Source organism: Pseudomonas sp. S3_A09, from assembly GCF_054668065.1.
Genome location: NZ_CP162752.1, coordinates 4,625,001 through 4,637,171, shown reverse-complemented (window position 1 = coordinate 4,637,171; position 12,171 = coordinate 4,625,001). Strand labels below are relative to the sequence as shown.

Sequence of the window (12,171 nt, the reverse complement as noted above, 5' to 3'; positions counted from 1 at the left end):
CGGTGGTTTTTTTAGAGGGAGGGGTTCAGGTGAAACATCGTTGGATTCAAATGGACATTGCCAAGGGCATTGGCATCCTGGTGATCGTATTCGCCCACAGTTGGTTCGTCGCCACCTCGCCGGACCTGCTGTATCCGGTGCTGGCGTCGTTCATCCTGCCGCTGTTTTTCTTTTTGTCCGGGGTGTTTTTCAAGCCTGAGCAGCCCTTCGTGGAGATGGCGGTGCGCAAGGCCGACGGCCTGCTCAAGCCGTTTTTCTTCACCATGCTTATCTACGTGATCGTGCGCAGCCTCCTGCGGGGCCAGCCGCTGCTGCCGGATATCGGCGGCGTGCTGTATGCCTCGGTGGACACCATCCCATGGCAGGCGCTGTGGTTTCTGCCGCACTTCTGGGTGGCGATCCTGTTCAGTTGGCTGATGCTGCGGCTGATCCAGCGCCTGAAGCTGTCGCTGTTGCTGAGTTGCGCACTGGTCACGCTGCAATTGATCGTGGGCGTGTGGATGCTGCCCTGGTTCTGGCAACTGCCGGTCACGCTGGGCGGGCACACCTGGGTCCTGCCGGGCCTGCCGTTCAGCCTGGATATCACGCTGATCAGCAGCACCTACTTCATTGTCGGCTACCTGCTGCGCGACTGGCTGCGCGCCCACTCGGGCTCCTGGCTGACGCTGGTGGTCTCCGTCGCGCTGTTTATCGCAGTATTCACCTTCACCTGGGACACCATGGACCTGGCGCAGCGGCGCTACGACCACTGGTTATGGACCACCCTGCCCGCCGTGATCGGTGTATACGCGTGCTGGGCGCTGGCAAAGGTGCTGATGGTCTCGACCTGGGTCACGCGGGCTATGACCTACATCGGCCAGAACACCCTGATCCTGCTGATCTTCCATGGTGAAATCCAGCACAAGACCTTCGACCTGATGGAGCGCCTGGGGCTGCACGCGTTTGCCGCGGCCTGCATCGGTTTTGTGGTGGCGGTGGTGGCGCCGTTGTTGATCGGGGAAGTGATCAAGCGGGTGGCGTTCCTGCGGTTTTTCTACTTTCCGTTTCCGGTGCGAAAACCACAAAAAACCCTGTAGGCACTCACGCCTACAGGGTCTTGGGTTCAGTCATCCAGCTGTTGCGGTGCAGGCTTGCTGCCATGTTTGGCAGGCTTGGCGCCCTTGGCTGGCGCAGGGGCCGCAGGTTCAGGCTCCGGGGCGGCGGCGGTTTCTTTCTCGGCCATCGGCATCTGGTCGATGGCAGTGAAGAATTCCTTCAAGTCGAGGGTATCCGGTGGCACGGTCTTCTCGACTTTCTTCTCGCCGTCCTTGCCCACCAGGATCACTTTGGTGCCACTGCCGGCACCCAGTTTGAGGGCACGGATCAGTGCGTTGGTTTCCGGGGGCGTGAGCTTTTTATTGTCCTTGGGGTCCTTGGCGAACTTCTCGCCTTCGGCGCCGATGCTGCCAAACTTCACGGTGTAGAACACCATGCTGCGTTCTTCGAAAGACTGCTTGGTCGCAGGCTCGTCCAACTGTTTCTTGAGGGTCGCCAAGGTGTCGTTGCCGGAATCAAGCTCTACCACTACCAGCGGCCGGGCCTTGCCCAAGTCTTGCTTGAGCGGGTTGATATCATCAGCAGCCAACAGCGGCCCCGTAAAAGCCATCAAGGTAGCCAGGGTCAGCGACCGGATGAGCATGCGCACCTCCTTTGTATTCCATGCAGGGTTCTTGAGTTTCATGTCTGCGACAGTCAAATTCAAGGATGATTCCTACACCACGTTACGAAAGCGTAGGACAAGACGCCCGCTACGCAAGGGTTTGGTGGGCGCACCTGTCATTGTTTCCACTGATTTCGGAAACATCATGAGACCTTCCACGCGGGCCAATGCCGCGCAAATACGGGGGCGACGACAGGGTCGGCATCCACTTGCGCCAGGCTTTGGGCAAAGCCCGGCGCCAGACCGTTCAACACCTCCCGCGCTTCATCCCAACGCGACACCGCCGCCGCCATCACGCCCAACGCGTTCGGCGCGCCGTTCGGGGCGAACAACTGCCCATCGAACTGATCGGCAAACACCACCCAGGCCTGGTGCAAGTATCGTCGAGTGCCTGTCACCAGCTGCGCCTGTACGGTTTCGTTGACGTCGCCGAGCCAGCGTTGCGGGTAGTCAATGATGCCGATCGCCGAATAGCAGTTGGCCGCGATGTACACAAGGCCGCGAATGATCTGCGCGCGGTCGCCGGCCAGCAGCTCCGAGGCGGGATATTCCAAGCCCAGGTGGATCAGGATCGCGGCGCTTTCCGTCAACACCTGGCCATCGGGGGTGATCAGGGTGGGTACCTGCTTGAGCGGGTTGATCCGGGCCAGCTCATCACTGCCCTCACCCTCTGCCCAGGAGGCCGCGTCCACCCGTCGCCACGGCACCGCACAGCGCTGTAGGGCGACTTCGATCATGCAGGAGCCGGATTCGTCGATGCCATAAAGGGTGTACATGGGCTTTTCCTCCTAGCGTTGCAGTTTGGCCTGCAAGTTGGCCTTCACCTGCGGCCATTCCGAGTCGATGATGCTGAAGCGCACCGAGTTGCGCTTGCGCCCGTCGGGCATGATGCGTTCGTGGCGCACAATGCCTTCCTGCACGGCGCCGAGCCGCAGGATCGCGGCGCGGGATTTTTCGTTGAGTTCGTCGGTGGTGAATTGCACGCGCACGCAGTCGAGCACTTCGAACGCGTAGGTCAGCAACAGCAGCTTTGCTTCGGTGTTGATCGCGCTTTTCTGCGTGGACAGCGCCAGCCAGGTATGGCCGATTTCCAGCTTGCGATTGATCCGGTCGACCTTCCAGAACCGCGTGCTACCCACCACCTGGCCGTCATCACGACGCACCAAGGTAAACGGGATCATGCTGCCGGCGTCACGCCCTGCAAGGGCGGTGTCGATGTACTGATCGACGGTGTCCGGGCCCGGTACGTTGGTGACCTTGAGGTTCCACAATTCGCCATCGGCTGCGGCTTCGAGCAAGGCGGTCTTGTGTTCCCTTTGCAGCGGCAAGAGTTCGACCGTGGTTCCGGTCAGAGAGATCAGGGTCATGGTGCAAGCGCCGTCTGGGTGGTCATCAGTGACAGAGAGTGCAGGCTCCCACCCGGACGAATCAAGCGTTTTAAAACAGGCCCATCTGACCGCCCACCAGGGTGCTGAAATCGTCATTCACGAACGGCAGGATCGCATCCGCCACCGGCTGCAGTTGCCGGGTGACGTAGTGGTCGTAGTCGATGGGCGCGTGCCGCACTTCCAGCGGTTCCGGGCCGTTGACGCTGATCACGTAACTGATCCAGCCACCGCGCTGGTACTGGCGCGGGCGGTTCATGCGATCGTTGTACTCATCGGCCAGGCGCGCGGCGCGGACATGGGGCGGCACGTTGCGCTCGTAGTCGTCCAGCTGACGGCGCAGGCGTTTGCGGTAGATCAGCAACTCATCGAATTCGCCGCTGAGGGTACGGCGCACATAGTCGCGGATGTAATCCTGGTGGGGCTGGCGATGGAAGATGCGCTGGTAGAGTTCCTGCTGGAATCGGCGCGCCAGGGGCGACCAGTCGCTGCGCACGGTTTCCAGGCCTTTGTAGACCATTTCTTCACGGCCATCGCTGTGCACCACCAGCCCGGCGTAGCGTTTTTTGCTGCCCTCCTCTGCGCCCCGGATGGTCGGCATGAGGAAGCGGGTGAAGTGGGTTTCATACTGCAATTCCAGGGCGCTTTGCAGCCCGAATGCCGTTTGCAGGTGCTCGCGCCACCAGTCGTTGACGTGCTGCACCAACGCCCGGCCGATGCGCCCCGCGTCCTCCTGGCCGTGTGCACTGCCGAGCCAGACAAAAGTCGAGTCGGTGTCGCCGTAGATCACCTCGTAACCTTGGGCTTCGACCAGCTCGCGGGTCTGGCGCATGATCTGGTGGCCGCGCATCGTAATCGACGAGGCCAACCGCGTATCGAAGAAGCGGCAGCCACTGGAACCGAGTACGCCATAGAAGGCGTTCATGATGATTTTCAGGGCCTGGGACAGCGGGGCATTGTGTTCACGCTTGGCCACTTCACGGCCTTCGGAGACCCGCGCGACGATGGACGGCAGGCAATGCCGGGTGCGAGAGAAACGTGCGCCGCGAAAGCCTTCCACGGACTCGTTGTCGTCGGGGTGCTTGAGGCCTTCGATCAGGCCCACCGGGTCGATCAGGAAACTGCGGATGATCGACGGGTAAAGGCTTTTGTAATCGAGCACCAGCACTGATTCGTAGAGGCCCGGGCGTGAGTCCATGACAAAACCGCCGGGGCTGGCCTGGGGCGGTTTATCGCCCAGGTTCGGCGCGACGAACCCCTGGCGGTGCATCAGCGGCATATACAAATGGGTGAACGCAGCGACGGAGCCACCGTTGCGGTCGGCCGGCAAGCCGGTGACGCTGGCGCGCTCCAACAGGAACTTGAGCAGTTCGGTTTTCTCGAAAATCCGCGTGACCAGTTCGCAGTCCTTGAGGTTGTAGCGCGCCAGCGCGGGCTTGTCCTCGGCGAACATGCGGTTGATTTCGTCCATGCGCTGGTACGGCGTGGAGATGTCCTTGCCCTCGCCCAGCAGAGTTTGCGCGACGTTTTCCAGGCTGAAGGATTCGAAGCTCCAGGTGGCCGAACGCAGGGCTTCGATGCCATCGATGATCAAGCGCCCCGCCGCCGCCGCAAAGTAATGGTTGCGGCTGCCGTGTTCGCGCCAGGCCATGGGTTCTTCACCCCGCCCGAGCATGAGCGGCACATTGAGGCGCTGGGCATGTTCGTGGAGCACGCGCAGGTCGAATTGCACCACGTTCCAGCCGATGATCGCGTCGGGGTCGTGCAGGGCGAGCCATTGATTGAGGCGTTCGAGCAGTTGGGCGCGGGTGTCGCAGTAGTCGAGCTTGAAGTCCACGGCGGCGGGTTTGTTCGGCGGGCCGAGCATGTACACCTGGCGCTCGCCGCAGCCTTCGAGGGCGATGGAGTAGAGATCGCCCTGGGCGGTGGTCTCGATGTCGAGGGACACCAGCTTAAGCGACGGGCGGTAGTCGGGCGCGGGCTTCATCTGCGCGTCACAGAGCACGCCGGTGGCGTCCGGTGTGCCGCCGAACCACACCGGTGCGGTGATGAAGCGCTCCATCATGTAGCGCTCGGGTGGGCGCACGTCGCCTTCGTAGACATCAACCCCGGCAGCGCGCAGGCGTTTTTCCACGTCCATCGCTTGGCGGTGCTGGCGCGTATACAGGCCCAGCACGGGGCGATGATGAAAATCGCAGAGCTGCAACGGGCGCAACTCGATGTCGCGCTCGCCCTTGAGCAGCCAATCCAACGGCTTGCGATGGGCCTCGGGGATGAACATCACCGACGTCTGCACGGGTAGACGGACAAACCTCGGGCCTTGGTCGGTGGCCAGCCAGAAGCTGACCTCCGTACCCGCCGGGGTATCTCGCCAATGCCGGGTCAGGACAAAACCCTGCTGTAAATCCACCGTACCGCACCTCAGGAATCGCTTTCAGGGCGTGATTCTACTCGGCATCCGCGCGCGCAGACCTGAATCTCATAAATTTGTTGCAAGACGTTAATAATAATTACTATCATTCACGACGGAGTCGTATCCGCGCAGTGAGGACGCGCAACGCTGTTGCCCTTTTCCCCACATAACGGTTCGCCGTCAGGATCGACCATGCCCATCCGTGCCACCTTTGCTGTGCCATTTCGCCCTACCCTGCTCGCCCTTTGCTGCTCCATGAGCCTCACAGCCCACGCCGCAACACCCGCCACTCCGGAGGATGCGAACAACCGTCAGGATGGCAACACACTGGAACTGGGCGCCACCAGCATCAACGCCGAAGCGCCCGCTCCAAACGCCCTGCCTCCGGTATACGCTGGCGGCCAGGTGGCACGCGGCGGTCAGTTGGGTGTGCTGGGTAACCAGGACATCATGGATGTGCCGTTCAGCATGGCCTCCTACACCGAAAAGTTGATTCGCGACCAGCAGGCCGAAACTGTCGGTGATGTGCTGCTCAATGATTCGTCCGTGCGCCAGGCGTCAGGTTTTGCCAACCAGGCGCAGACCTTCATGATCCGTGGCCTGCCGCTGAACGGTGACGACATTTCCTTCAACGGCCTGTACGGCATCCTGCCGCGCCAGATCATCTCCACTGACGCCTTGGAGCGCGTGGAAGTGTTCAAGGGACCCAATGCCTTTATCAACGGCGTAACGCCAGGCGGTTCGGGGATCGGCGGTGGTGTGAACCTGCAACCCAAGCGCGCCGACGACGTCCCGCTGCGTCGCTTCAGCACCGATATCAGCAGCGATGGCCGAGTGGGCGAGCACTTGGACATAGGCCAGCGATTCGGTGAAGACAACCGTTTTGGCGCGCGGGTAAACCTGTCCCAGCGCGAAGGCGATACCGGCATCGATGATGAAAACCAGCGCTCGAAACTGTTTGCGGTCGGCCTGGATTACCGCGGCGATGCGTTGCGCCTGTCCAGTGACTTTGTGTATCAGAAGCAACGCATCAACGGCGGGCGCAACTCGGTGTTCCTGGGCACGGCCACCCATATCCCGGATGCACCGTCGGCTGACACCAACTACGCGCCGAGCTGGAGCAACACCAACCTTGAAGACACCCTGGGCATGCTGCGCGCCGAGTACGACTTGAACGACAACTGGACGGTTTATGCGGCAGGCGGGGCCAAGCACACCCGTGAAATGGGGCAGTACTCGTCGGTGACGCTGACCGATAACCTTGGCAATGCAACCGCCAGCGGTTCGACCATCGCGCATGAGGAAGACAACAGCAGCTTGATGGGTGGCCTGAATGGCAAATTCCAGACCGGCCCTGTGAGCCATCGTCTCAACTTCGGCCTGGCCGGCATCTGGACCCAGGCGCGCAATGCCTATGTGTTCGCCACCCCACGCACCCTAACCAACATCTACAACCCTGTGACGGGAGCGCCACCGGCCCTGAATAATCCACGCAATACCCCTGGCACCGATTTCAGCGACCCGACCATCACGGCCAAGACCTTTGTGCGCAGTACGGCAGTGTCCGACACCCTGGGGCTCTTCGACGACCGCCTGTTGGTGACGGTCGGTGCACGCCGCCAGCAGATCGTTGTGCAGGGTTACAACTACATGAGCGGTACCCGCACGGCCAATTATGACGAGTCGATCACTACGCCGGTCTACGGCCTCGTCTTCAAACCCTGGGAACATGTGTCCTTCTACGCGAACAGGATTGAAGGCTTGGCCCAAGGTCCGACTTCCCCTGTCAACTCCGGGAACAGGACTGTTATTGGCGGAGGCCAGCCCTATGCACCGGCACGCTCCAAGCAGATTGAAGCCGGGGTAAAAGTCGACATGGGCACCTATGGGGCGACGTTGGGTGTGTACCGCATCGAACAGCCTGGAGCCGGCTACGTACAGGTCATTGATGCTACGACAGCGCGCTACGTGCGAGAGGGCCAGCAGATCAACAAAGGCGTGGAGCTGAACGTGTTTGGCGAACCGGTTAGCGGCCTGCGCTTGCTGGGCGGTGTGACAGTCATGAAGACCGAGCTCAAGGACACGCAAAACGGTGCCAACGACGGTAACCGCGCGATCGGCGTGCCTTCGTTCCAGCTCAATGCCAACGTGGATTGGGATGTGCCTGGCCTGCAGGGCGTGACGCTCAACGGCCGCATGCTGCGCACCGGTGGCCAGTATGCCGACGCCGCCAATAACCTGAGCCTGCCAGCGTGGAACCGCTTCGACATAGGCGCACGCTACAACTTCAAGGTGGCTCAGCGGGATGTCACCCTCGGTGCCACCGTGGAAAACGTTGCCAACGAGAAGTACTGGGAATCAGCCCAGGGCGGTTTCCTCAGCCAGGGCGATCCACGTGTCGCCAAGCTGTCGGCGACTGTGGACTTCTGATCACCGTTGCCTGTGTCAGGCGGTTGCCCTGGCCGCGCTTCTGTCCGCCCAACCTCGTCGCCCACGCTGTCGATATCCGCCGGTCAAAATCCGTTGAGGCCGATGAAGTCACCACAAAGGTATTGGCGGTGGATGCGGCCAAGCATCAGGTAGTGCTGGCAGGTGCCGAAGGCGGTGAGGTGCAGGTGAAGGCTGAATAGGTTAGAAAAGTGGGCATCAAGCATGATGCCCATTGCGGTCAAGCTTGACGGGCTTGGCTCAGGTAAGTTTCGATGTTGCCCATCTGCTCATCCCAGCCACGGGAATTCATCTTGAAGGCTTTCTGCCGCCGTGCCTCAGGCACTGCGTCAAACCCCGACTCGACCACCCGCAGTAGAATGCCCGGTGCTCGGTCCTCAATGGTGAACTCCACCAGTGTCGGGGTTTCCTGGTCGTAGTCGACGCCCTCTTCCACCGCGAAGGGGTGCCACCGGAACGAGAACAGTGTTTGCGGCAGGATGCGTTCGATTCTGGCCTTCCAGATCACATGCTCGTAACCGGGATAAGTGATCGGCGCCTCAAGGGTTTGCCCGGCAACAAAGCTTTTGCCGCTGAGGGCGATACCAAACCAACTGCCGAATTGCTCGGCATCGGTGAGGGCTTCCCACACCTGTTTACGTGAAGCGTTGAGCAGGACTTTTCGTTCGATGCGATCTAATACGTGCATAAGTCACCTCCTCCATTGACAGTAGGCGACATCAAATAATGCGCAACCTTGGGTTGTAAGCAATCATGATGACCCCATCCTTGAACCGGCTATACGTTATGACTGACCCGTTGAATGGAAGTTGCTTCTGTAAAGGCGTGCGCTACCAAGTGGACGGCCTCGACATGCCCATCAGCCACTGCCACTGCGACAGCTGTCGCAAGGTGCATGCGGCAGCATTTGTGGCGACGGCGGGCGTGATGCGTGAACACTTTCGCTGGACCCAGGGCGAAGCCCTGCTGGCGTCGTTCGAATCGTCGCCAGGCAAGTTCAGGCATTTCTGTTCGCGCTGCGGTTCGCACCTGATGGCGGAGCGCGGGCACCAACCTCACGTCATTGTGCGGGTGGCGACGCTGGATGATGATCCAGGCGTCAGGCCCACCGCGCATATTTGGACATCCCATGCGGTGCCCTGGCTTGCCTATGAAGGTGTAGAGCAGTGGGACGGGTGGCAAACCTGATTAGACCTTCGGGTCTCCGGGTGCTTTAGCCGGGGTCGCGTACTGCGGCTTCAGGTGACCTTCTTGGTCGAGTAACCAGGCGTCCATGATCTGGCGCACTACCGGTCCTGCAACACGACCGCCGGCCTCGCCGTTTTCGATCATCACCGAAATCACGATCTTCGGATGTTCGGCTGGCGCGAAACCGACGAACAAGGCGTTGTCGCGGTGGCGTTCCAGGGTCTTTTCACGGTTGTAACGCTCACCCTGCTTGATCGCGACCACTTGTGCCGTACCACTCTTGCCGGCGATGCGGTATTGCGCACCTTGTGCGGCAGCGCGGGCAATGCCGCGTGGGTCGTGCATCACCAGCTGCATGCCGTGGTTGACCTGCTCCCAATCACGCGGGTCCTTGAGGACGACGTTGGGCATCGGGTTTTCATCCACGGGAGGCACGCCATTGATGGTCTTGGCCAAGTGAGGCCGATTCCACACGCCCTTGTTGGCGATCAGCGCTGTGGCTTGGGCCAATTGCAGCGGTGTGACCTGCATGTAACCCTGGCCGATGCCGAGGATCACGGTTTCACCCGGGAACCAGGGTTGCCGGCGGGTGGCGCGCTTCCAGGCCTGGGAGGGCATCAGGCCGGCTGACTCTTCGAACATATCCAGCGACACTTTCTGACCCAGGCCGAACTCAGCCAGGTAGTCGTGCAGGCGATCGATGCCGAGCTTGTGGGCTAGGTCGTAAAAGTAGGTGTCGTTGGAGCGCATGATGGCGGCGTCCATATCTACCCAGCCGTCGCCGCTGTGATTCCAGTTGCGGTATTTGTGATCGAAGTCCGGCAGTTGGTAGTAACCCGGGTCGAACACGCGGGTCTGGGCGGTGACGACGCCACTGTCCAGGCCGGCGATGGCGACCTCCGGCTTGATGGTCGAGCCTGGCGCGTAGAGGCCCCTGAGGACGCGGTTGAACAGCGGCCGATCGATGGAGTCATGCAGGGCGGCGTATTCCTTGAAGCTGATACCGGTGACGAACAGGTTCGGATCGAAGCTTGGCTTACTGACCATCGCCAGCACTTCACCGGTCTGCGGGTCGAGGGCAACCACCGAACCGCGTCGATCACCCAAGGCCTCTTCTGCGGCTTCCTGGAGGTGAACGTCGAGGCTAAGGACAATGTTTTTTCCCGGAATCGGATCGGTGTGCTTGAGCACACGCAGTACGCGGCCCTGGGCATTGGTCTCGACCTCTTCATAGCCTACGTGGCCATGCAATTCGGACTCGTAGAAGCGCTCGATCCCGGTCTTGCCGATGGACTGGGTGCCCCGGTACTCCACCGAGTCGAGGGCTTTGGATTCTTTCTCGTTGATCCGCCCTACGTAACCGATGGAATGGGCAAAGTGAGCGCCCAGGGGGTAGTGACGAACGAATTGCGGTTCTACGTCCACACCCGGTAGGCGAAACTCATTCACGGCCAGCAGCGCGATCTGCTCTTCGGTCAGCTCATAAAACAATGTCACAGGAACGAAGGGGTGCCGCGCTTGCTTCAGTGCCTTGTCGAATACAGCACGGTCTTCTGCCGGCAAGTGCAGCAAACTGACGATGGCGTCCAACTCCCCCTTGAGGTCGGTGGTGCGTTCACGGGTGATGGTCAGGTTGTAGCTGGGACGGTTGTCAGCCAGCACGACGCCGTTGCGGTCATAGATCAACCCACGCGTCGGCGTAATAGGCAGCACGTGGACGCGGTTGTTCTCGGAAATAGTGGAGTGGTAGTCGAACTGCACGACCTGCAGGAAGTACATGCGTGCCACCAGGGCGCAGGTGATGCCAATAACCAACAGCGCGCAGGCAAGCAGGCGTTTGTTGACCAAGCGGTTTTCTTTTTCGTGATCCTTGATCGGTATAGGTTCAGGCATTTCTACAGCATCTCGTTGAAGAAGGTCGACGCCGCTTCCTGCGGTTGAAAGATCAGTCCTTGTGAAAATGTGCTGCACCATACCAAAAATGCGGAAACACTTTGTCTCCATTTGCCCAACGGCAGGTTCATGAGCCGCTTTTATGAGGAAAGTCGTAGAGGAAGAGCGTGCGCTGGTCGGGATGCAAAAAGAGGGGATTCATGAGGAGTGGCGCTTCAATGGTCTGTTATCGGTGACGGTGTTGACCAGCAGCGCACGGCAATGAGTCTCTACGTACTTTTCGACCGCCCAAAACAAAACCCCATCTGCTTTCGCAAATGGGGTTTCGGAATTTAATCTTGACGATGACCTACTCTCACATGGGGAAACCCCACACTACCATCGGCGATGCATCGTTTCACTGCTGAGTTCGGGATGGGATCAGGTGGTTCCAATGCTCTATGGTCGTCAAGAAATTCGGGTACTGAGTCGTGACCTGGTGGCCTCGCTTCAGCAAATTGGGTATGTGACAGATCGGTGTTTTGTGAGATATCGAACTTTCGGTTCGTATCATCTTCACACACCGCAATCTGATGCTCGTTAGAGTAGTCAAATTGCTTGGGTGTTATATGGTCAAGCCTCACGGGCAATTAGTATTGGTTAGCTCAACGCCTCACAGCGCTTACACACCCAACCTATCAACGTCGTAGTCTTCGACGGCCCTTCAGGGAACTCAAGGTTCCAGTGAGATCTCATCTTGAGGCTAGTTTCCCGCTTAGATGCTTTCAGCGGTTATCTATTCCGAACATAGCTACCCGGCAATGCCACTGGCGTGACAACCGGAACACCAGAGGTTCGTCCACTCCGGTCCTCTCGTACTAGGAGCAGCCCCTCTCAAATCTCAAACGTCCACGGCAGATAGGGACCGAACTGTCTCACGACGTTCTAAACCCAGCTCGCGTACCACTTTAAATGGCGAACAGCCATACCCTTGGGACCGGCTTCAGCCCCAGGATGTGATGAGCCGACATCGAGGTGCCAAACACCGCCGTCGATATGAACTCTTGGGCGGTATCAGCCTGTTATCCCCGGAGTACCTTTTATCCGTTGAGCGATGGCCCTTCCATACAGAACCACCGGATCACTAAGACCTACTTTCGTACCTG

10 protein-coding genes, 2 rRNA genes and 1 pseudogene (1 of these 13 cut by a window edge) are annotated in these 12,171 nt (G+C 59.9%); 5 read left to right on the top strand and 8 right to left on the bottom strand.

Annotation, left to right across the window (positions count from 1 at the left end; translation table 11 throughout):
• Positions 1-29: 29 nt before the first annotated feature.
• Positions 30-1,076 (top strand): acyltransferase family protein, encoded by a 1,047-nt coding sequence (locus AB4N92_RS21685; protein WP_010211559.1) that lies wholly within the window; start codon positions 30-32, stop codon positions 1,074-1,076.
• A 26-nt stretch (positions 1,077-1,102) separates the two neighbouring features.
• Here the strand turns inward: AB4N92_RS21685 and AB4N92_RS21680 are convergent, their stop codons facing one another.
• The 4 genes from AB4N92_RS21680 to AB4N92_RS21665 all read right to left on the bottom strand — a co-directional run bounded on the left by AB4N92_RS21680 (position 1,103) and on the right by AB4N92_RS21665 (position 5,494).
• Positions 1,103-1,678: a DUF4174 domain-containing protein gene (locus AB4N92_RS21680; protein WP_010211560.1), complete on the bottom strand. Its 576-nt coding sequence runs from the start codon at positions 1,676-1,678 to the stop codon at positions 1,103-1,105.
• Between the two features lie 164 nt (positions 1,679-1,842).
• On the bottom strand, positions 1,843-2,475 hold the full coding sequence (locus AB4N92_RS21675; protein ID WP_044286936.1) for a glutathione S-transferase N-terminal domain-containing protein: 633 nt from the start codon (positions 2,473-2,475) through the stop codon (positions 1,843-1,845).
• Positions 2,476-2,487: 12 nt separating this feature from the next.
• The gene (locus AB4N92_RS21670) at positions 2,488-3,066 is read right to left on the bottom strand and encodes a GNAT family N-acetyltransferase (protein WP_042571016.1); all 579 of its coding nucleotides are present in this window, start codon (positions 3,064-3,066) and stop codon (positions 2,488-2,490) included.
• A 70-nt stretch (positions 3,067-3,136) separates the two neighbouring features.
• Positions 3,137-5,494 carry a DNA polymerase II gene (locus AB4N92_RS21665; RefSeq protein WP_236267142.1) on the bottom strand — a complete coding sequence of 786 codons (2,358 nt, stop codon included), beginning with the start codon at positions 5,492-5,494 and terminating at the stop codon, positions 3,137-3,139.
• A gap of 195 nt (positions 5,495-5,689) precedes the next feature.
• On the opposite strand from AB4N92_RS21665, the gene AB4N92_RS21660 reads away from it, so the two are divergent.
• Both AB4N92_RS21660 and AB4N92_RS21655 read left to right on the top strand, forming a co-directional pair.
• Positions 5,690-7,927: a TonB-dependent receptor gene (locus AB4N92_RS21660; RefSeq protein WP_236267141.1), complete on the top strand. Its 2,238-nt coding sequence runs from the start codon at positions 5,690-5,692 to the stop codon at positions 7,925-7,927.
• Positions 7,914-8,118 (top strand): annotated as a pseudogene (locus AB4N92_RS21655) (hypothetical protein); the annotation flags it as partial. The gene AB4N92_RS21660 and the pseudogene AB4N92_RS21655, both read left to right, overlap by 14 nt.
• A 47-nt stretch (positions 8,119-8,165) precedes the next feature.
• On the opposite strand, the gene AB4N92_RS21650 reads toward AB4N92_RS21655, so the two are convergent.
• Positions 8,166-8,633 carry an SRPBCC family protein gene (locus tag AB4N92_RS21650; protein WP_010211569.1) on the bottom strand — a complete coding sequence of 156 codons (468 nt, stop codon included), beginning with the start codon at positions 8,631-8,633 and terminating at the stop codon, positions 8,166-8,168.
• Positions 8,634-8,731: 98 nt separating this feature from the next.
• Here AB4N92_RS21650 and AB4N92_RS21645 point away from each other — a divergent pair, with 98 nt between their 5' ends.
• Positions 8,732-9,133 (top strand): GFA family protein, encoded by a 402-nt coding sequence (locus AB4N92_RS21645; protein WP_031290841.1) that lies wholly within the window; start codon positions 8,732-8,734, stop codon positions 9,131-9,133.
• Here AB4N92_RS21645 and mrdA read toward each other — a convergent pair whose 3' ends face one another.
• On the bottom strand, positions 9,134-11,026 hold the full coding sequence (gene mrdA / locus AB4N92_RS21640) for a penicillin-binding protein 2 (RefSeq protein ID WP_010211572.1): 1,893 nt from the start codon (positions 11,024-11,026) through the stop codon (positions 9,134-9,136). It abuts the gene before it with no gap.
• Positions 11,027-11,168: 142 nt separating this feature from the next.
• Here mrdA and AB4N92_RS21635 point away from each other — a divergent pair, with 142 nt between their 5' ends.
• Entirely contained in the window at positions 11,169-11,291 is a 123-nt protein-coding gene (locus AB4N92_RS21635) for a hypothetical protein (RefSeq protein WP_258189770.1), read from the top strand.
• 71 nt (positions 11,292-11,362) lie between these two features.
• Here the strand turns inward: AB4N92_RS21635 and rrf are convergent.
• Positions 11,363-11,478: ribosomal RNA gene (rrf, locus tag AB4N92_RS21630) — 5S ribosomal RNA — on the bottom strand.
• A 156-nt stretch (positions 11,479-11,634) separates the two neighbouring features.
• Positions 11,635-12,171, bottom strand: a 23S ribosomal RNA gene (locus AB4N92_RS21625) (it continues 2,355 nt past the right edge of the window).